20 protein-coding genes are annotated in these 19,944 nt (G+C 37.3%); 3 read left to right on the top strand and 17 right to left on the bottom strand.

The annotated features are described in order from the left end of the window. The first annotated feature begins 6 nt into the window (after positions 1-6). Positions 7-960 carry a glycosyltransferase family A protein gene (locus tag ICV38_RS01740; protein WP_215382050.1) on the top strand — a complete coding sequence of 318 codons (954 nt, stop codon included), beginning with the start codon at positions 7-9 and terminating at the stop codon, positions 958-960. Continuing rightward, a complete protein-coding gene (locus tag ICV38_RS01735) occupies positions 948-1,703 on the top strand; it encodes a hypothetical protein (protein WP_215382049.1) in 756 nt (251 codons plus the stop codon). The genes ICV38_RS01740 and ICV38_RS01735 overlap by 13 nt, the downstream gene beginning before the upstream one ends. On the opposite strand, the gene ICV38_RS01730 is transcribed toward ICV38_RS01735, so the two are convergent. The 17 genes from ICV38_RS01730 to ICV38_RS01650 all read right to left on the bottom strand — a co-directional run bounded on the left by ICV38_RS01730 (position 1,694) and on the right by ICV38_RS01650 (position 18,081). Then, complete coding sequence (locus ICV38_RS01730; RefSeq protein ID WP_215382048.1) at positions 1,694-2,404, bottom strand: nucleotidyltransferase family protein; 711 nt, start codon at positions 2,402-2,404, stop codon at positions 1,694-1,696. The genes ICV38_RS01735 and ICV38_RS01730 overlap by 10 nt on opposite strands. Then, positions 2,401-3,837: a PfkB family carbohydrate kinase gene (locus ICV38_RS01725; protein WP_215382047.1), complete on the bottom strand. Its 1,437-nt coding sequence runs from the start codon at positions 3,835-3,837 to the stop codon at positions 2,401-2,403. The genes ICV38_RS01730 and ICV38_RS01725 overlap by 4 nt, the downstream gene beginning before the upstream one ends. Positions 3,838-3,898: 61 nt before the next feature. Beyond that, positions 3,899-4,903, bottom strand: coding sequence for a putative sugar O-methyltransferase (locus tag ICV38_RS01720; RefSeq protein ID WP_215382046.1), 1,005 nt, complete (start codon positions 4,901-4,903; stop codon positions 3,899-3,901). Between the two features lie 38 nt (positions 4,904-4,941). Next, on the bottom strand, positions 4,942-5,997 hold the full coding sequence (locus tag ICV38_RS01715) for a zinc-binding dehydrogenase (RefSeq protein WP_215382045.1): 1,056 nt from the start codon (positions 5,995-5,997) through the stop codon (positions 4,942-4,944). Between the two features lie 2 nt (positions 5,998-5,999). Further along, on the bottom strand, positions 6,000-6,809 hold the full coding sequence (locus tag ICV38_RS01710) for an SDR family oxidoreductase (protein WP_215382044.1): 810 nt from the start codon (positions 6,807-6,809) through the stop codon (positions 6,000-6,002). Beyond that, entirely contained in the window at positions 6,806-7,669 is an 864-nt protein-coding gene (locus tag ICV38_RS01705) for an FkbM family methyltransferase (protein ID WP_215382043.1), read from the bottom strand. The genes ICV38_RS01710 and ICV38_RS01705 overlap by 4 nt, the downstream gene beginning before the upstream one ends. A 12-nt stretch (positions 7,670-7,681) precedes the next feature. Then, positions 7,682-8,602, bottom strand: a complete 921-nt coding sequence (locus tag ICV38_RS01700; protein ID WP_215382042.1) for a transketolase family protein — start codon at positions 8,600-8,602, stop codon at positions 7,682-7,684. Next, positions 8,599-9,381: a transketolase gene (locus ICV38_RS01695; RefSeq protein WP_215382041.1), complete on the bottom strand. Its 783-nt coding sequence runs from the start codon at positions 9,379-9,381 to the stop codon at positions 8,599-8,601. The genes ICV38_RS01700 and ICV38_RS01695 overlap by 4 nt, the downstream gene beginning before the upstream one ends. A gap of 32 nt (positions 9,382-9,413) precedes the next feature. Further along, positions 9,414-10,469, bottom strand: a complete 1,056-nt coding sequence (locus tag ICV38_RS01690; RefSeq protein ID WP_215382040.1) for an alpha-ketoacid dehydrogenase subunit beta — start codon at positions 10,467-10,469, stop codon at positions 9,414-9,416. Positions 10,470-10,483: 14 nt separating this feature from the next. Then, positions 10,484-11,446 carry a thiamine pyrophosphate-dependent dehydrogenase E1 component subunit alpha gene (locus tag ICV38_RS01685; RefSeq protein WP_215382039.1) on the bottom strand — a complete coding sequence of 321 codons (963 nt, stop codon included), beginning with the start codon at positions 11,444-11,446 and terminating at the stop codon, positions 10,484-10,486. Beyond that, positions 11,443-12,102, bottom strand: a complete 660-nt coding sequence (locus tag ICV38_RS01680; protein ID WP_215382038.1) for a class I SAM-dependent methyltransferase — start codon at positions 12,100-12,102, stop codon at positions 11,443-11,445. Before ICV38_RS01680 ends, ICV38_RS01685 begins: the two co-directional genes overlap by 4 nt. A gap of 17 nt (positions 12,103-12,119) precedes the next feature. Then, positions 12,120-13,106, bottom strand: coding sequence for a GDP-mannose 4,6-dehydratase (locus tag ICV38_RS01675; RefSeq protein ID WP_215382037.1), 987 nt, complete (start codon positions 13,104-13,106; stop codon positions 12,120-12,122). Between the two features lie 16 nt (positions 13,107-13,122). Next, entirely contained in the window at positions 13,123-13,716 is a 594-nt protein-coding gene (locus tag ICV38_RS01670; protein ID WP_215382036.1) for an SIS domain-containing protein, read from the bottom strand. Next, the gene (locus tag ICV38_RS01665; RefSeq protein WP_215382035.1) at positions 13,716-14,669 is read right to left on the bottom strand and encodes an NAD(P)-dependent oxidoreductase; all 954 of its coding nucleotides are present in this window, start codon (positions 14,667-14,669) and stop codon (positions 13,716-13,718) included. Before ICV38_RS01665 ends, ICV38_RS01670 begins: the two co-directional genes overlap by 1 nt. An 87-nt stretch (positions 14,670-14,756) precedes the next feature. Next, positions 14,757-16,040, bottom strand: a complete 1,284-nt coding sequence (locus ICV38_RS01660; protein ID WP_215382034.1) for an ATP-grasp domain-containing protein — start codon at positions 16,038-16,040, stop codon at positions 14,757-14,759. Next, entirely contained in the window at positions 16,040-17,155 is a 1,116-nt protein-coding gene (locus tag ICV38_RS01655) for a DegT/DnrJ/EryC1/StrS aminotransferase family protein (RefSeq protein ID WP_215382033.1), read from the bottom strand. Before ICV38_RS01655 ends, ICV38_RS01660 begins: the two co-directional genes overlap by 1 nt. Positions 17,156-17,190: 35 nt before the next feature. Next, the gene (locus ICV38_RS01650; protein ID WP_215382032.1) at positions 17,191-18,081 is read right to left on the bottom strand and encodes a hypothetical protein; all 891 of its coding nucleotides are present in this window, start codon (positions 18,079-18,081) and stop codon (positions 17,191-17,193) included. A gap of 467 nt (positions 18,082-18,548) precedes the next feature. Here ICV38_RS01650 and ICV38_RS01645 point away from each other — a divergent pair, with 467 nt between their 5' ends. After that, positions 18,549-19,937 carry an O-antigen ligase family protein gene (locus ICV38_RS01645; protein ID WP_215382031.1) on the top strand — a complete coding sequence of 463 codons (1,389 nt, stop codon included), beginning with the start codon at positions 18,549-18,551 and terminating at the stop codon, positions 19,935-19,937. Positions 19,938-19,944 lie beyond the last annotated feature (7 nt).

Genomic DNA, 19,944 nt, shown 5'->3' with positions numbered 1-19,944 from the left:
TATCCATTGAACAATATTAAATTTTCAGTAATTACTACGAACTACAATGATGCAAATTTTTTACCAAGGAATTTTGCATCAGTTGAAGCTCAAACTTACAATAATTATGAGCATATTTTAGTTGATGATTGCTCAACTGATGAAAGTATTTCTGTAATTAATGGTTATATTAATTCTAATTCTAATGCTAGCCTCTTCTTCCACGATCATAACTTAGGACCTGCAGCAGGAGTTGGCACCGGAATTTCGAAGTCAACCGGTACCTTTTCCACCTTCTTATCTGCTGATGATGAATTAGATCCCTTCGCATTAGAAAATATTAATAAAATTGTTATTAATGATATAAATGCAAAATTAATTTGTGGTGATGTTATTTTTGTAGATCCTGATGGCAATCAATTTAAAAGATCTTTTTTTCGATCTGATGCCCCTATTTACTTTTCTCCTGAAAAAGTAAAAGATCTGATGAGAAAAGGCGTTTTTATAATTAATGGTGGAGGCTCTTTTGTAAATATAGCTAAACTTATCAGAACCCCTTTTAATGATCCCTTTCTTGAATGGCACTGTGATAGTTTTGCCTATAGCATGATTGGACTAATTGAAGGTTTTTGGTATGTTCCCTCTACTCTTCATAAATTTTATATTCGCCAAAATAATTTTAGCCTAGGCGCAAAAATTTGGTCTGAGCAGAAGCATGTAATCAAACATTCCCTTGATTTGCTAGATTCCAGCAAATACTGCAACCTTAAGGAATTATTCAAAGAAAGCTCTTTCTTTGCTTCCTATCCCCATATTCTTAAATTTTTATTTCTAAACTACAAATCTTATTCTGATTTTTTAACATTTAATCTTTTTATTAACGCCCTAATCATATCTACCTTACGTAACTTTAGAAAAATATTTCCTCGGTTTTTTATTAACTACTATAACAATATAAAGTCATTTACATGGAAAAAATAATCAAAAATAAAATTTTTAAAAATTATCTAAGCACTTGTAAGTCTTATTTGTTATCACCATCTAGATTCCTCTTCTTAATTCATAATATTTTAATTGTATTATTTTATGGTAATTTAAAAAAATATTATATTTTCCAATTACCACCTAAATTCAATGATGAGCTATTAAGCAAAATTTTTTTGGGTAGTAGTTCGGTAATCAATTTATCCAATTGTGTAATCCCACATAAATCAGACTATTTATTTTCTTCTTTTTATGATGATAGTGCGACTGAATTAAGAATTGATGCCAACATCAAAACCTATGATATTGATTGCCTTGATTTAATAAGATATTTACATAAATCCATCAAGGATCTTATAGCGCCCTTAACGAAATCTCCCTTTATAATCATAAACACTAGGGCTTGGACTTCGAAGCCAAATAGTGAAAGATTCGGGCCAAATGCTCTTCATTTGGATGGATTTTTTCCAGGCCATCTCAAAATTATGATTTATTGCTCTGGCTTAAGCATTGCCTCAGGAAGTTTGCAGATTGAAGATCAAGTGCTTAATGATCATCCCCCTGGTACCTGTGTCTTATTTAAAAACTCTAATGCACTTCACTCTGGAATCCCTGGAAGCTCAATGGATAGACATGTATTAGAAATTACAATTGCTAGATCTTTTTCATTCAGAGAGAGAGAGATTTTCTGTCATCCACTGGCACGTCATTTAAAGTCAGTTCTTTTATTCTATAAATAAATCTGCCCTTTTAGGAAATTTTCAGCCTTTATTAGGTTCCTTATTGTTCCAACATCGATAAAAAATTGATTTGATTGATAACAGTAGATTCTCCCTAGAAAATTTGGCACTATTTCGTTACTAAAGTCTACCGCACTAGAAAATTTCTCACTAATTTCTAATAATGCATTTTTAGAAATGCAATAAATTGCACCATTAGCCATGTTTCCATTAAAACCATCAACTTTTTCATAAAATTTAGTAATTATTTTTCTTTTATCTACCTCTACTATCCCGCACTCCTTAGGATGCTCACATTGGAATGTAAGCATTGTGATGTCACAAATTTCTTGTCTTTTGCTATGCGCCAATATAAATTTTTCAAGATTATCCGCGCAAAAGTTATCAGCATGAATCAATAATCCATCATCACTCCCAAAAAAATCAATATTTTTTATTAATGTACCTGCCGTACCTTCAATTTCTTTTTCATGAGACAACTGAATCTTATCTCTAAATTTGTGCTTAGAAACAAACTCCTCAACTTGGGCTGCAAGATAATGAGTATTAATTAATATTTCATCAACCCCTAAATTAATTAACTTATTTATCCATATATCTAATAGTGGCTTCCCATTAAGCTCAATCAAACATTTAGGTTTGTGTTCTGTTAAAGGTCGCAATCGCTTACCATAGCCAGCTGCTAACAAAATTGCCTTCATGAAATACACACATCAATAATTTCATTTATTGTTAGAGGAGTATTCCCCACTCTTGATACCTGTATTGCCGCCGCAATTGAACCTAAACAAGCAGCCTCCCAAATATTTCCACCTGCAGCCAATGTTAAAGAGCTCGCAATTAGTAGGGAATCCCCTGCGCCGGAAACATCTTTTATTGAAGAATTTAGTGCCTCAATACGCTCCGTAACCCACTTATCTCCACTACTTCCAGCATGAACCAATAAACCATCAGAACCCATTTTTAACAAAATATTGTCAGCCTTGGAATAATCCATCAGTTTCTCAGCCACTATCACTAAGCCATTATTATTGTCCCGAATACTAATCCTTGCCTCACGTTCAGTTGGGGCAATTAGATTCATTTCCTTGAATCGTCCAATATCACCAATTTGGGAAGATGATTGGCTATCTGCAGATAACATTACGTTATTTTTTTTTGAAATATCTATTATTTTTTGAACTAACTTTTGAGGAAGACAACCATAATTGAAGTCTGAGAATATTATTAAATCAAGACTATTAATCATGCTTTCAATATTTTCAATAATCTCCATCTGTAACTTCTCTGAAATTTCTTCTTGATGAAGATAGCTCACTCGTAATAAGCCCTTCTCCTTTGATCTGAATCTTTGTTTTAAGGTGGTTGGACGTGATTCATCCACAATTAATTTTGCACTAACTCCATAATTTTTCAGTTGATTTGTAGCATATTCTGATGTGGGATCATTGCCCACAATGGAGATCAGGTTTGCATTTGCATTTAAACCAGCAGCATGTGCAGCGACAATGCCTGCACCGCCAATAAATTTCATGTAATTAACAGGAGTCACAACTATGGTTGGCTCTTCTTGTGATAGACCCAAAGGCTCACAATCTATATATTCATCAATAATAAGATCGCCCAATACGCACAACCTAACTTTTGAAAACTTAGCGGCCAACTCAATTAAACGTTCTTTAGTAATCGAATGACGACTCATGAACATATCTGGTAATGTAATTGATAATTTTTTTACCTTATTAATTTCTCCTCGTATTAGGTCATCGGAAGTGAAAGTAGTTTCACCTGAGCTGAAGATTAATTTACCGCCATATCTTTTTAAAATCTCCTCCTCTGGATTCGATTTATATTCATACTCTTTACCCTTTACTACAAAATCCGGCTTAATTTTCAGAAGACAATCCTCTAAAGATTCATCTAAAAGAAATGCTTCATCAACTAATAAATTGTTTTTAATCGCTTCAAGGCGAAACTCTTGATTAATTAATGCCAAATCTTCTGCGACCCTATCGCTAAAAACCCCTATAACTAGTTTATTACCAATTTCCTTTGCAAATCTAAATAACCTTAAATGCCCAGGATGGAAAATATTAAAATTTCCTGATATGAATACAATCTTTTCTTTAGACATCTTGGATTTGCCATGAAAATGTGAAATGTTATTTCAATTTTGAAACTTAGCCTCAACCATCTCAGTGTTCAGTTCGAATACTTAGGCCATTAATTAGATTTATATCAATATTTAATAATTCATTCTTAGAAGCATAAAAAATATTTTTTTGGTTCCATTTATTTTTTAAAGAGCTATCTTTATAATATTCTTTATATTCTTGGACTGAGGGACTTAGTTGAAAATATCTTTCTAATAATGAATTTATTCCTTCGGGAAGATCTCTATTCATAAACTGTCGATCTCTATTATTTGAATACATATAGTTATAGTTTAAATTTTTTGCTTGAAGATAGTCTAAAACTTGAGCTTGACTCATCTCGCAAAATGAGTTCTCATTTATTAGCAAATCTCCTTCAATTTGAATACTTTTATATAAAAAGTTTGGTACTAAAGCTAACTCAGCATTATCTAACTCAGACTTATTGCTACCATCATATATAACAATCTTTAATTTTGGATTAACCACTTTTGACCATATTGCAACAAAAAAAAGCATCTCTGGATAATCGATTATTGTATATTTTTCTACTTCATAAACCTTAATAACTTGGTTTGCTAAAGCTCCATATCCACCTCCAATTTCAATACAAGATTTAAATTTTGGAAAATTATTTAAATTTGAAATTGTCGATTGAACCCTCAGCACATCCTCTGTTATGTATTTTCCATTAAACTCAATTGCAATTTCGTTGCGAGTAGGATCAAGCTCAGTAAGCTTTAAATTCTCAGGAATATTTTTTGTTAATCTTAAATAGTCTTTTATATACGATGAATCACTTGGCTGCATAAGCTGAAGTTTGATTTCATTTGCTTGATAGTAAGCCTTTGACCAGGGAGCTCCAATGAAGAATCCCATTCCTACATATAAGCGAATTTCTCTTAGTGACTTTTCTGACAACTCTCTTACAAAACCAAGTTTTTCAAGCCATTTTTTCCATAGGCCAGATGGTACATGCAAAGAATTAGAGTGCTTACTATCCCTCAAATTAATAATCTTGTTTATAGTTTCTTTAACTTCATTCATTTCTATATTTTTACCTTATACCTAGCTTGTAATTGTAATTAGTGCTCCATACAAATCAATGGCCTGATAACCTCTCCAGACTCCATATCCCTCATTGCATTATTGATTTCTGCTAATTTATATTGCTTTGAAAAGAAATCTCTCAGCTCTATCTTAGAACTTAAAAATTGTCTATAAAATCTTGGTATATCAATATCGGGACTAGCCGCTCCTCCCCAAGTTCCAGCAATTTCTTTTCCACTTATTAAATCATGGGGCTCAATCTGAATTTTTTTTCCCTGAGGTGGATGAGATGCAAATAGCAACTTTCCGCCAAATTTTCTTATTAAAGAATAGCCCAACTCAATACTCTCAACGGTCCCACCTGATTCTATGCAATAATCTGCCGCACCTATTGAATTTATTATATTTTTTATAAATTCATCATCGGTTGAAAGAAATGTATGGGTTACTCCAATTTTCTTTGCAATGCGCAATCTATCTTCCGATTTATCAATTGCAACAATTGTTTCAACTCCCATGGATTTCAGGGCCAATAGTGCTGAAATCCCAATTCCACCAAGGCCAATAACAAATACCTTGCTTGATCTATCTGGCTTAATTTCATTAAAAACCATACCAGCGCCAGTTGGAAGCGCACATCCAAATAATACGGCTAGATCAAATGGCAAATCTTTCGGCTTAATCACCAGCCTATTCTCAGAGACGACAGAGTAATTGCTAAAAGTAGTCACTTTTCCCGAATTAATTACGGTATCACCATCATAATAAATTGCATTTTTTGCATCAATTCCGGCGCCCTTAATCCAACCTAGTATTACGCTATCACCCAACCTAACCTTAGTCACGCCCTCCCCAACATCTATAACTATGCCAGACCCCTCATGACCTAATAAATGTGGCAACCATGGATCATCGCCCCTACCACCCTTTGCCTCCATCAGCTGGCTTCTACATATGCCACTATAAAGAATTTTTACTAGTACTTGACCGTAATGCAATTCTGGGCATGTGATATTTTTTACCTCTAATTCCTTGCCAAGTTCAACCAATATTGCTGCTGTTATGGCTCTTTTCTGACCGTCGTAATTCATTTTTAATTACCGTATCGGCGAAGCTTGTATAAATCCTTATCATTTTCTAGTCTTGCATTAAGATCTTCTGTGCCCCATTTGTCAAAGACAAGACTAAAGTTTCTTCCTGTTAGTAATTCTTTTTGGGAATCAATAAGCCAATTACAGCAACTAATTACAGATGACATTGGAACCCATTCATCTTTAGAAAACATATCTATTGTTCTTTCATAATTCGACCCGGCTTTCGATTTCGCATTTAATGTGGAATCATGTATTTTTGTTTTTACCCAACCTGGTCCAAGTATTACAAATTTTGTATCTGGAATTTCAACACTTAACAGCTCCGTCATCTTCATCAAAGCTATTTTTGATGCTATGTACGCAGAATAGTGAGTAGGGGCATTATTCGTTCCACCGCCTGCAAAAAAAATTACACTTGGAGTTGCGTCAGATTGCATATTCCTAGATCCGATTATTCGATGAACAAATCTAATTTGGTTTACAAAATTTACCATTATTGAATTTGTCCAATCATCAAAGTTGCAATCAGCAAATAGTCCAACTGGATCCTGAAGCCCTGGGGCCATAACCAAGACATCCCAATTCCGAACTTTTGACTCGATCTTAGCGACAGCACTATCCACATCTTGCGAATTAGAAAAGTCACATGAAAGGATTCCTCCAAGCTTATCCTCCAGATCAGTCAATTCTTTAGATTTTTTTCTATATGTTCCATAGACGTCCCAGCCCTTATCGGCCCAATCTTTTAACAAAGAAATGCCTATGTCTGATGAGATTCCTGCAATTATTGCCTTTTTTATATAGCTCATAGCTCAACCCAATTCATCTCATCTTTCGTTGATATAAAAAGAGAGCCCTCTTTATAGCTAACAGGTATGTCGGTAACGTTTGCAACCCTTCTCCAGCCATTCTTCTGCGAAAAGCAATTTACTCTGATTTCATTTAAATGGTTGAAAATATCCTCTGCATTTTCTGGGCTACCAACTTCAAGCATCATATCGACACTTTGCCAATCCACATTTTTAGTGCTTTTGATAATTACAGCCTCATGTCCCTCTACGTCAAGTTTAATAAAATCAACTCTATTCATGATGTCAAAAATTGCTTCCACATCAACACGGAACTTTTCAAGATCACCATAGGGTGTTTTTTTAGATCCAGTTAAATGACTGCCTGTTGTATTCCCCTTAACTCTTGTGAACTCCAAAGATCCTGCCTTATCTGAAACTGCAGCCTCAAATAATGTCACACTATTTACATTATTCAAATCAAGATTTCTTTTAATCAAATTACAGTGTACGGGATCTGGTTCATATGCAGCCACTTGCCAGCCACATCGACTCATCAAAAGACTGTGTAGACCAATATTTGCACCAATATCTGCTACATTTCTGTATCTCATACGATTGGTCCAATAGTAGCTAAATATTATTAATTCATCCAAACCAAATAAATCCAAGGAATCTATTGCACCCATTTTTGTATATGGAAATATAACCTTTCCAAATACTCCAGTATCAATGGGTAAATACTCCTCTTTACTTAAAACGCTTGCTTCAATAAGATCATTTGATGCAGCCGAGAGCTGCTCATAGATTTTTGTATCTCTCGAATGAAGTTGAAATACTTCGGGCAAGCAATTAATTATTTTTTCTATATTTGAATTCATCTTAAGCTTTTACTATAAATTGACAATTTTTTTAACTGCTGCATAAACAGCATGATGATCAAGGCCTGATTTTTTACAAAGATCCTCGTAACTACCATAACCATGAATGAAGTCTTTTATTGCAATTTGCTCACACTTCAAACCATCAATACCAATACTCGACTTAATGCTTATACTAAATAAACCATCATGCTCAGACAATTCTTCAAGCGTAACCAGCCGCCTAGTCTTCAATAGACTCTCACGTATTATTTTTTTATCAAATGGCTTGATGGTATGAAAATAAATGATTTCAGTCGAAATTCCATCTGATTTTAAAAGCTCTGCAGCATTCATTGCATTTTTCAATTGTGAGCCCACAACCGCAATCGTCACATCTTTTCCATCTTGGATCTTAATGCCCTCTCCGAACTTGATGTCCTCTCTATTAAAATTTACGCCATGAGATTGTTCAGATAACCTAAAGTAATTAATATTATTTTCAGAATAAATATCAGTAAATAATTTATTAAACTCAATTGGACTTCCTGGCATTACAACAACGCCCCTATTCAAATGACTAATTAAGGACACATCTGTATAGCAGTGATGACTACAACCTAATTGAGCATAATCGAATGATCCGCCTACTGAGACCAAATTAACAGGTAATTTTTGATAACCAAAATCCAACTTAATCTGTTCATATGCACGCTCTATTATGAAAGGAGCAATTGTATGAATTACAGGTATCAAGCCTACCTTACTAATTCCTGATGCAATATTAACCATGGCAGGTTCACATATACCAATATTAAAATATCTACCAGGGCATGCTTTTGCAAATGGCTGGAGAATTCCGTGGCTTATATCCCCAACCATTACAACAACTCGAGAATCCTTAGGGCCAAGCTCAAGCAAAGTATCTGCAAATTCTTCTCTTAATTTTTTCATTTTTCGTTCTTTAGCTCTAATATTGCATGATCCATTTCCTCATCCGTGGGAACTCGATGATGCCATTTACCATGGCCCTCCATGAAACTTACACCCTTACCTTTAATTGTTTTAGCAATTATTGCTTTTGGAGCATTTGATTTTGAATTAAGCACCAAAGCAAATACTTTTTCAAAATCATCCTTAGAATGTCCATCCATTAAAAATGTTTCCCAGCCAAATGCCTTCCATTTTTCTGGTAAGTCATCTCTAGGCATAAGTTGAGCAGCAGACCCATTCCAGTCTACTATTGCACAAATATTCCTCAACTCTTGATTGGTTGCAATATTTGCTGCCTCCCATATTGTCCCTTCATGACATTCCCCGTCGCCTAAAAGGGCGAATACTTTGTTTGATAGGCCCAAAATTTTATTTCCCAAGGCAATACCGACTGCAGTAGGGAAGCCGTGCCCTAAGGATCCCGTGCTAGCCTCCGCACCAGGAACAATGGTGGAATCTGGATGCCCTCCAAGAATCCCAGCGGGAGTTCCATAATTAATTATGTCGTCATTTTTTAACACTCCTTTAGCGTGCAGTACCGCATAGAGTGCTCCAGCGCCATGCCCCTTGCTTAGAATGAAATAGTCTCTTTCTGACCATTTTGGCTTGAGGCAATCATATTTGAGTACACTTGAATACAAGTACTCTATTATGTCGACAATTGAAAAGGAACTGGGAATATGACCCTCACCAGATCGCTTCACCATTTCAAGTATTTTAATTCTTAGTTCGCTATTCAAACCAACTCCTTAATTCATTAAACATATGACAATCAAAAAGGTCCTTTGAACCAATCACCAGGTACATCATGAGGATCTGGTTCTGATAAGTCAGCATTAATGTAGTCAACACTTTTGTCCATCATTGACAGGACTTTAATCGCAATGTCAGCAGCACGCACATAAAATCCTTTAGTTAAGGCGATACTTGTAGGCTCAGGAACATCTGGCATTGCTAATCTGGCTGGCGCTTTACGCAAAGCAGAAAACTTCTCCATAGCCACCCTTGCTACAATTTCGCCCGCTACAGACCCTGTAGTAAAACCAGAATCCAATGCAATTAAGCGACCGGTTTTTACTGTCGATGCAAAAACTGTCTCCCAATCAAGTGGCTTTATACTCCTCAAATCAACTACCTCACAAGAGACTCCTTGCTTCTCTAGATAATCAGCGGCATGCAGTGCCTCAATGGTCATATATGACATTGACACAATTGTGATGTCTCGACCTTCTCGCATCACTTTAGCCTTACCAAGTGGTAATCTAAAATCGCCATCAGGAACCTCGCCGATTGAATTATGAAGCCAGCGATGCTCCAAAAATACTACAGGGTTCGGATCCAAAATTGAAGAAATTAATAATCCTTTAGCATCTTCCGGGGTAGTGGGCATAACCACTTTTAATCCTGGTATATGAGCAAACCATGCTTGTAGGTTTTGTGAGTGGGTTGGTCCCTGCCCCCAACCTCGACCAATTATCAAACGAATTGTGATTGGAACCGAATTTTGACCCCCAAACATGTAATGCCACTTTGCAGCGCTATTTACCAACTGATCCAATGCCAAAAGAAAAAAATCGACTCTTTGGTGCGTCATTACTGATTTAATACCATTAAGGGCAGCGCCAATCGCTACGCCAGTCATTGCATTTTCTGAGGTCGGCATATCAAATACCCTGGCAGCCCCAAAACGTTTCTCTAGACTGGCGGTGGTACCAAAAACTGCCTTTGGATCAGTCACTCCCAAGCCATAACAAATTACAGAATCGTCCAGATCCATTGCTTGGGCAATTCCTTCGTTGATTGCGGTGGCAAAACTCTTTTGGGGCATCTTAAATTCTTTGCTTATGCGAAAACATTATCATAGGCTTCATGCTGATTAGGAAAAGGAGACGTCTCTGCAAAATCAAAAGCAGCATTTACTTCATTCATCACGTTAGATTTAATATCCATGACAAGACCTTGCAGGCTCAGATCTTCAATTAATTGCATCTCCAAATGATGTAAAGGGTCTTTTTGTTGCCAGTCCAAAAACTCTTCTGGAGTCCGGTAACCAATTTCATTGTCAAAAGCATGACCACAATGCTCGCGCCATCGATAGGTAGAAAACTCCAGAAAACAGGGTAATCCGGTTTTTCGTACACGCTCTATAGATCTTTTCATCAGGCCTTGGCTTGCTTCAATATTCATTCCATCAGCAACCCCAACTTCAACACCCATCGCTTTGACCATATTTGCGATACTTCGACCAGCCGGCTGACGCACTGATAACGGACTATATACGGAATATAAATTATTCTCACATATAAATAAGACTGGCAACTTGCGAACTGCAGCAAAATTTACTGACTCGTAAAAGACTCCCTCTTCGATTGCACCATCCCCCAAAAATACACAACTAATTTGATCCGTCTCCCTGAGTTGTACGGATAAAGCAAGACCCACTCCAATCGGAATGCTGTTACCCACAATGGCTGAAGTGCCCATAAAATTTACGGCTAAATCAATTAAGTGCATTGAACCGCCTTTACCTTTGGAGCAGCCCGTGGACTTACCATAAATCTCAGCTATCATCGCGTTTAAATTTCCGCCTTTAGCCAAGTAATGTGCATGACCGCGATGAGTGCTCACTGCAAAATCAGTAGGTCTAATCGCCTCTGAAAATACCGATGGAATTAACTCTTGGCCTATAGACAAATGTACTGGGCAGCGCATCTTACCTTCTGGATAATGATAGGCAATAGCCTCCTCAATCGCGCGAATGCGATACATCTTTGCGAACAAATTGATAGACAAACTCTCAGTCATGGGATAAACCAAAAATAGTCGCCGGTATAACCCACTTCCTCAAAGAATTGAACCCACTCATCTACAGACATAATTGTCTTAGCAGTCAAGTTCCAAGCATACATGCGTTTTTTTTCTTCCCCATTACGGTAAGCATCAACAGTTATGAAAGAGCCCTTACGACTAACGCGCTCAATTTCCTGCAATGCCTTGCCGCATTCATCACGCTCAAGATTGTGAATGCTATTAATAGAAATCACCACATCAAAGGACTGATCCTCAAATGGTAATTTTGTAGCATTAGCCACTTGTACATGCGGTTTCATATCTTCGATTGTGTTTTCAATTGCATACTTAGAAATATCAATTCCCTTAACTGTGATGCCGGGAATAAGCTGAGCTAAATCATGCATCATAAAACCCTTAGCGCATCCAACATCCAAGATAGAGCTATTTTTATTTAATCCCCAATACTCCTGAAAAGTAGGGATTACTGGCTGCCAAAATCTTGCGAAGTAATGAAAGCCGCCATAACCGTGGTTTCGATCACCATCGAAAAAATCAAACCCAAATTGCCTTGCAATAGCCCGATCAGCCTCAGTTTTAGACGCTACCCGCTCCTCAAGGTTACGTTTAGTTTTTGGGTAATTAACAAGAAGGTCAATTTCTTTTCCCATACTTTCTCCAGACTCCATTAAGGCTTGTGCTCATAATCAAAGGGCTGCAACTTTAATACTTCTAAATTTGATTTTATCCAGCTAATGCAATCATCTAAGCCTTGCTCTAAAGTAATTTTGTCTTGCCATGCAAGTTCGCTACGAATTTTTTTACTATCTAAGTGGTAAGCAGAATCTTTGCCAACTCGATCACCAACAAACTCAACATGATCATCGAAAGATACATTTAATTTTTCGCAAATTTTTTCTACTAAGTTTCGAATGGAAATAACTTCATTAGTAGAAATATGATATGTCTGTCCATCTTGGCCATTCATCATAATTCTCCAAGTAGCATCCGACACATCATTCATATGTATAAATGATCTAGTCGAGATTCCTCCGCCATGCAATTGCAACTTACGACCCAATAATATAAACAGTATGGTTCTAGGAATAATTCGGTAGAGCTGCTGTCCAGGTCCGTAGACGTTAGCAGCACGAGTAGTTACTACTGGAAAGTTATAGGCTGATCGAAACGTCCGCAAACTCATGTCGGCTGCCGCACGCGAAACTGCATATGGGGTGCTGGGATTAAAAGGAAAGCTCTCATCTACAAAGCCAGAACAACTGCCGTACACCTCTGGAGTAGATACGTGAACATATCGCTTTAAGAAATCACATTTTCTCAGTACATCATGAAACTTAATGGTTGATACTGCATTAGTCATGAACCAATCTCCTGGATTCTGCCAACTCTCGCCCACCATGCTTTGTGCGGCAAAATTAATCACATAAGATGGCTTCCTCTCGTGAACCAGTACCTCTAGTTCCTCTAAATGCGCATTAAGGTCCAAGTTATGAAATAAAAAATTAGTGTGATCGTGCCACTTATAGGGCAAGAAAGCTGGATTAGGCTCTACAGACCGGCTAGCACCGATCACCTGGGCGCCCTGTCTCAGTGCGAAATCAGCAAAAGTAGACCCAGAAAACGAATTGCTACCGATGATTAAAATTGGGGGCATAGAATTTTGTAATTGATTAAGAGTCCTGATCAACAACTCTATTTATATACATCCATTGCATCAACATATGGCCAACAATCAACTGCAGATCTTCGGCAATTTGCATATCGTCAACGGGAAAGTGAATGGGGATAGATGAAATTCTTTTGCAGACCCCACCAGAAAATCCTAGAATTGCAGAAGTCACAACACTCATTTTATTGGCCTGCTCAATAGCATTAATAATGTTTTTTGAATTTCCGCTACCACTTAAGGCAATCAATAAATCCCCGGGACTTGACAATACTGCAATTTGCTCAGAGTAAATATGCTCATAACCGATATCATTTGCCAAGCAAGTTAATACCGCTGAATTTGCAGACAATGCATTAATTTTCAATCCGGATCCAGTTTTTTTGGCAATCCCGTAGAGAAAATCATTGGCAAGGTGAATTGCATTTCCAGCACTGCCGCCATTACCGCAAATAAATACCTGCCGTTGGCTTCTCCAGCATTTCATCATTTCTTGGGCTAATTTGGCTACAGCCGACCAATCTGTAGCTGAAAGTATTGCTTGCAAACGATTTGAGTAATCACTAATGTGAGACTCAGCCGAGGAAAATTGACCCATCACAAAGAATGTCCATTTGAGAGAACTGTTTTTTCCATCCAGCGAAGATTGTAGAAATGGTCCTCATCCCTTAAAATTCCAGAATGGTATTTCTCAATGATTTCTTTAATGGCATCCTCAACGATTTTCTTGGGCTTATATCCAGTAGCTAACAATTTATCAGAATTAATTCGATAGGAGCGAGGATCATTTGAATCCGTAATTTCAATCTCTACAGGGAGATATTTTGTAACTAGTTTAGCTATATCCTTAATAGAGATATTCTCAAATCCAGCGTTATATATCCCAGTAATGCCTGGATGATCAAGCAAGTGCAAATATACGTCAGTAATATCATCAATGTGTATATTTGGTCTAACCTGATCCCCGCCAAATACCGTGATTTTTCCTTTTGACAAAGCCTGCATAGTCAAAAGATTAACGGATACATCTAAACGCATTCTTGGGGAGTAGCCACAGACAGTCGCAGGGCGGACGATCTGGACAACCATATCATCCTCATAACTCAATAAAACGCGTTCTCCAACCATTTTAGTTTTGTTGTATTCGGAGAGTGGTTTTAATTCTAAATCTTCGGTTACATCGAGCTCTTCTTTAACACCATAAACACTACCAGAGGATGCGTAAATAAAACGCTTTACACCCGATCTTTTGGCTTTATCAGCCAATTGCATCGTTGCTAAGGCGCTTACCTCCCAGGTAAGCTTTGGATTTAAATCTCCACATGGATCATTGGCAATGGACGATAGATGAATAATCGAATCGACCCCTTCCAGTGATATCAAATCAATATCGCGCACATCTCCCTTGAGGACTAATAATTTCGGATGTGGCTGAAGATAATTACCAAACCATTGCAAATCAAATGCAATTACTTCGTGGCCCCTTTTGAGTAATTTTGGGACTAGTATGTGGCCCTTATATCCACAAGCTCCCGTCACTAGTATTTTCATAGCTTAAATCCACTAAATGGTTATATTTTATTCTTCCATTGTATGGCATTTATATATATGTGTGTGAAGTTAATATAAAAATTAAAATCACTTTTCTAATCGATTAAATATCAATGATTCGATCATACTGCAATCAAAGGTTGGGATACCAAGGGATGCATTAACTTCACTCCGCTCTGAGAAGCTATCATCTACAAATATCGCATTTACATTTTTAATATAATCACTCTTTCTTTGGTTATCCAGCAAATGAATAACATCATCGAATAAGCTTTCTAAGCGATATTTTTTTAGAGTCTTGGAAAGATCCCCTTTATGACGAGTAATTAGTATTATCTCTATCCCTTTGTTGATGCAAGAAAAAATTAGCCTCAAAGCATCTAAGTTAACCTCTCCTCGAAGAATTAAAGTATCATCTAGGTCGATGTATAAGGCCTCAAAGGCTAAATTCAATTGATATCTATTTTGTAGCGATCTATCCAACTCAATATGTTTATCTAATATGATCAGATTGAGAGGCAACCTCTCACTCTCATATATAGTCAAAAGAGGGAAGTTAACGCCCTTCACTCTGTGAGCACTCATTGAGCCCGCAATTCTTGGTGCAATCTCAAGCAAAGTTAGCTCACCATTTCTTGCTCGCTTCAACTGAAAAAACCAAGCGCCATAAAGTTTTAGTTCATCACTTATTCGAGAAGCTATTTCATGAACACCATCTAACCATAGACTTCGAGTATGAACAGCTATCCCATTCCTCGTTCTTAAACGAATTCTGGCCCCAGAAAATAATAAACCTCTATCGCGATCACTAAAACAGTCAACTGTAAATTCTTCGCCAGGCAAATATTCACAAATTATCGGGTCATTAACAACTCTTAGAGCGGAACTCAATTCTTGCTCACTATTTACTCTTGTTACATCCTGGGATCCCTGGCCCCTATTAGGCTTTACGATAAGCGGAAAGTGATCTGCCTCTCCTATGCTATAAATTTCTGGAACGCGCAAAATGGATTTAAGCCGCTCATAAGTGAGAGCTTTCGAGCGAGTAAGCAAACATGCCTCCAAAGAGGGTATCAGTACTTTGGCAGAAATTTTTTCGCGATTCTGTGCTAATGCCACTATTGCATCGTCATATGCAGGGAAAATATAATCAATCTGCAATTTTCTACATAACTTAATTAATTCCTGAAGCCAATCTGAATCATTAATGGTTGGCAGTTCATGATAGCTAGGAAAAATAAAGGTGGCGGGGTTTGATATTGCTTGACCAGCCCCAAAAATCTCTACCTCTTTGCAGTGCTTAAGGGAGTTATAAATCTCAAGTCCAATTTCAGTCCCAGCAGGAAAAACTAATACGCGGCGAATTTTCACTATGCAAACTTTCTTATGAGACTAATAATTTTCTCTTGATCCACTAATTCCAGATCAGGATAAATTGGCAGGCAAAGTATTTTTTGGGCTATGTCATTTGCAATGGGCAAATTAGATTGCGAAGATGAAGTAAATTCCTTATACATGCTCAAATTTGAAATGAGTGGATAAAAATATCTGCGGGCGTATACACCATGCTCTTTTAGTTTTTCATACAACCTATCGCGACTAATTGAATAATCAGGCCCGACTAAAATTGGAAAATATGAGTAATTATTTATAACATCTGTAATTAATTGAATGCAATCTATGCCTCTGATATCGCGAAGCGCAGCGCGATAGATCTCATCGATTTTTTTCCTCTTCAATATAGCTAAATCCAAGCACTTGAGCTGCAATAATCCAAATGCCGAATTAACCTCGCTCATCTTTCCATTAATTCCAGCAGCAACAATGGTTACTTCGTCTACGAAGCCGAAGTTTTTGAGTTGATCAATATGTTTTTTTGTGCCTATATCGTGGCAAACGATAGCTCCGCCCTCAAAGGTATTAAATACTTTTGTGGCATGGAAACTGAGCACTGATAAGTCACCGCTACGCAAGATACTCCCAGACTGATTTCTTACCCCAAAAGCGTGAGCAGCATCGTATATAACTTTTAAGTTATATTTTTGGGCAATTTTCTGGATTTGCTCAAGATCACATGGTCGTCCATAACAATGGACTGGCATTATTGCCGCAGTCTTATCTGTAATGGCTTCTTCAATTCTGGAGGGATCCAAATTAAGCGAAATTGGATCTATATCTACAAAAACGGGTTGAATCCCATTCCACAAAAGAGAATTGGCGGTAGCAACAAAAGAATATGGAGTTGTTATTACCTCCCCTTTTAGTTCTAAAGCTTGTAAAGCCGTAATGAGGGCAATTGTGCCATTATTAAATAAGGAAATGTAATTGACCTCAAGATAATCGCACAAAGCTTGCTCAAGCTGCTGATGAAAAGGGCCTCCATTGGTAACAATATTACTTTTCCATATTTCAGTTAAATAGGGAATGAATTCCTCTAGTGGAGGAAGAGTAGGGCGCGTAACATACACGGAATTACTTTTTGTCATTTTTAAGTTATTGCGCAAGTGTAAGGAAAAATAATTTACGTTATTTTTCGCATATTAAGACTGATAAATTTAACAATATGCCAACCAAGTAAAATACTTAGGATCAGAAAAATACTAAAGACAATTGTTTTAACCATTGCAACTTTTTTGATGACGGGCGGAGCATTTGCGCTCAGCCCGGTCTCATATTTTTCATTAATCGAAAGAAGCTCAGCATTCACTCTGGTAAGTTGCTGCTTACTGGAAAACTCTACACCTGAAAGCTGAAGTTGCATTTTTGAAACAATACCTAATAATTGCTTGATTAAGGCCAGCCCATCGTAGTTTTTTCTCATCAAAGGCTCGGCTTCATCATTGAAACTTTTCAAAGTTTCAATGCCAATCAATTGACCGCGTAACCTCTCTAAAACCTCTTTAATTCGATTCACATCAGTGTTGCATGCAATAATTTGAGCGTCTATAGGTAAAAACTTGGAATTACCATCTTTTCCGTCTATCATAAATTTAGTTCCAACATCCGATGAGGATGGATAGCGTTTTTTTAGCTCTTCATATTGCTTCAGGCGCTTTTCAACATAGCCTAACTCTAACTCGTTAAGACTAATTTGTTTTTGAAGTTCGGCAGTCTCAACGATAGTCAGATTCTTATAATCATTAAGTAGGCCTCTCACCTCCAAAAAAGCCCCGCCCGTACGAAAAAACTTTATAGCTCCCTTTAGATTCTCAATAGATTGCCCTGCACTTGAACCTGATACTGATATTGACAAACTCAGAATGGTTGTTGATGCAAGATCTAAGTCTTTGCTTATGGTTAACAGATCCTTAGTATCAGCTTTTGAAAATGCATAATTTGCTGTGAGATTTTTTAACCACCACTTCTCGCTTGATAGAGAGCTATACAACGATTCCTGTCCATTAGGAGCCATGGAATCACCAACTATTTGAGCGGCTAGGTTGGGGAGGCTTTTTTGCAACACCTTCAAGGACATCAGACTCAGTCTGCTGTTGTTGGTGTTGGTGTTGGTGTTGGTGTTGGTGTTGGTGTTGGTGTTGGTGTTGGTGTTGGTGTTGGTGTTGGTGTTTAAGGTAAGCACAGCAACATAATTACCAGCAAAAAACCAAATTCCCAAGCCTAAAAATATGCCGATAATAATCGAAAAAACAATTGATTTAATTATAATTAGGTGAGCATTAATAAAATCAAAAAAACTAACTGCAACATCTGATTCTGCCTGATTATTATCTACATGGTGAGTCAATTTTTACTCCAATTTTTTTGTTTTTTACACTGTTGAAACCATTATATGAGATTTAATTAGCTAAATTTTCTATAACTTTAATTTATAAAAGTTTAAATTACTACGACTTTTTTTTGATAGGATGGCCTTACAAAATGTCTACATACATCCGTCTGCCTCAAAAACTAATAGCGCTAATCATTGTTATTTGCTCGGCTACTCTTGTTGCAATTTGGCCCCTTCCTGGCACCATCGCTCTGAGACACATCATATTAGTCATAGGGTCATTAGCAAGCCTTTTCTTTTTAAATAGATACAAAAGCTACCTTCTGGCAATTTACGCCTGGCCTATTTGGCTACTCTTAGGGTTTTATGTCTGGCTGCTATTTCACCTTGCTTTTTTGTCACATCAGCCTGAACTTCAGCTTGCTGAGCTCCTCAGCATCTGGATACGGTGCCTTCTCGCAACCACCATAGGCGTGGGACTTGGTTTAATTATTTATAAAACATCAACTCTACACGAGCCAGATGCCGTTTGGCTCTTTTCTAAAGTATTAGCAATAATAATAATTGGATTTTCTGGGGTCCTGATTTTTACCCTTATAGGGTCTCTAAGTCAAATTATATTTACTGATAAGCCTCTTTATATCAACCATCTATTACCCCCTTATAAGGCAAAAGTTCCATTTGTAATAACAAATGTATTACTAACGCCTCTTTGCTTCATACTTTTACTTGAGGCCCTAAGAAATAAAATCAATAGGTGGTGGGTCCTCGCTTGCCTGACCTTAATTGCAGGCTGTCTATTCATAAGTTTTTTTGTAAATACAAAAAATGGTATGGTAGTTTTGCTTATAAGTTTTCTTATTTTTACCGTTAATCTGATTTTTGCTTTCTTCAAAAGCGCACGTTGGCGAAAAATTTTTTGGGTTCCATTAATGGGGGCAATTTTCGCAGGCTACTTAGGAATATATACTCACATAAGCACTAACACTGCATATCCACCCCTACTACTGGACGCCAAAATCGGTGCTGATATTGATCACCAGAACCACTGGAAAAACCGAAATACTTATCCCATACCAATTAACCCACTTGGGAATGCCGTTGATTCAAGCACTTATGAGAGAGCTGCGTGGTTCACCGCTGGCACCCGCTTGCTGACTGAAAACCCACTGGGTTTTGGGTTAATTCATCACTCTTTTGGTTGGTTAGCACTTGAAAAGTGGTCAGATTTTTATAAACCGGTTGGCAATCTTCGTGGCGCAACACACAGTGGATGGCTAGACTTTGCATTGGGACTTGGCATCCCGGGATTAATGTTGGTGCTGATTCCGCTATGGAGCTCTTGGTACAGATCTTTATTCCAAAAAGGAATTTGGTTCTCGTATACGTCTTGGACTATTCCACTTTTAACGGCTGCCTACTTAACTACCGAAACTGCCGGGGGACATTTTACAGAGCTATTATTTTTTATGACTGCTTTTTTCTGCGGCTTAACCCTCAGCACTGAAAAGTCTCAATCCAATCGAACCGTCACTTAGCTTCCTC

The sequence above is a fragment of the Polynucleobacter sp. MG-6-Vaara-E2 genome, from assembly GCF_018687695.1.
In the GTDB taxonomy this organism is placed as follows: Bacteria; Pseudomonadota; Gammaproteobacteria; order Burkholderiales; family Burkholderiaceae; genus Polynucleobacter.
The sequence above is the reverse complement of the archived record's forward strand: the minus strand, read 5'-3'. Positions and strand labels throughout refer to the sequence as shown.

Coding starts and splice junctions, on each gene's coding strand:
- ICV38_RS01735 (WP_215382049.1), top strand. CDS start 948: ATGGAAAAAATAATCAAAAATAAAATTTTTAAAAATTATCTAAGCACT.
- ICV38_RS01730 (WP_215382048.1), bottom strand. CDS start 2,404: ATGAAGGCAATTTTGTTAGCAGCTGGCTATGGTAAGCGATTGCGACCT.
- ICV38_RS01725 (WP_215382047.1), bottom strand. CDS start 3,837: ATGTCTAAAGAAAAGATTGTATTCATATCAGGAAATTTTAATATTTTC.
- ICV38_RS01720 (WP_215382046.1), bottom strand. CDS start 4,903: ATGAATGAAGTTAAAGAAACTATAAACAAGATTATTAATTTGAGGGAT.
- ICV38_RS01715 (WP_215382045.1), bottom strand. CDS start 5,997: ATGAATTACGACGGTCAGAAAAGAGCCATAACAGCAGCAATATTGGTT.
- ICV38_RS01710 (WP_215382044.1), bottom strand. CDS start 6,809: ATGAGCTATATAAAAAAGGCAATAATTGCAGGAATCTCATCAGACATA.
- ICV38_RS01705 (WP_215382043.1), bottom strand. CDS start 7,669: ATGAATTCAAATATAGAAAAAATAATTAATTGCTTGCCCGAAGTATTT.
- ICV38_RS01700 (WP_215382042.1), bottom strand. CDS start 8,602: ATGAAAAAATTAAGAGAAGAATTTGCAGATACTTTGCTTGAGCTTGGC.
- ICV38_RS01690 (WP_215382040.1), bottom strand. CDS start 10,469: ATGCCCCAAAAGAGTTTTGCCACCGCAATCAACGAAGGAATTGCCCAA.
- ICV38_RS01685 (WP_215382039.1), bottom strand. CDS start 11,446: ATGACTGAGAGTTTGTCTATCAATTTGTTCGCAAAGATGTATCGCATT.
- ICV38_RS01680 (WP_215382038.1), bottom strand. CDS start 12,102: ATGGGAAAAGAAATTGACCTTCTTGTTAATTACCCAAAAACTAAACGT.
- ICV38_RS01675 (WP_215382037.1), bottom strand. CDS start 13,106: ATGCCCCCAATTTTAATCATCGGTAGCAATTCGTTTTCTGGGTCTACT.
- ICV38_RS01670 (WP_215382036.1), bottom strand. CDS start 13,716: ATGGGTCAATTTTCCTCGGCTGAGTCTCACATTAGTGATTACTCAAAT.
- ICV38_RS01665 (WP_215382035.1), bottom strand. CDS start 14,669: ATGAAAATACTAGTGACGGGAGCTTGTGGATATAAGGGCCACATACTA.
- ICV38_RS01655 (WP_215382033.1), bottom strand. CDS start 17,155: ATGACAAAAAGTAATTCCGTGTATGTTACGCGCCCTACTCTTCCTCCA.
- ICV38_RS01650 (WP_215382032.1), bottom strand. CDS start 18,081: ATGGCTCCTAATGGACAGGAATCGTTGTATAGCTCTCTATCAAGCGAG.
- ICV38_RS01645 (WP_215382031.1), top strand. CDS start 18,549: ATGTCTACATACATCCGTCTGCCTCAAAAACTAATAGCGCTAATCATT.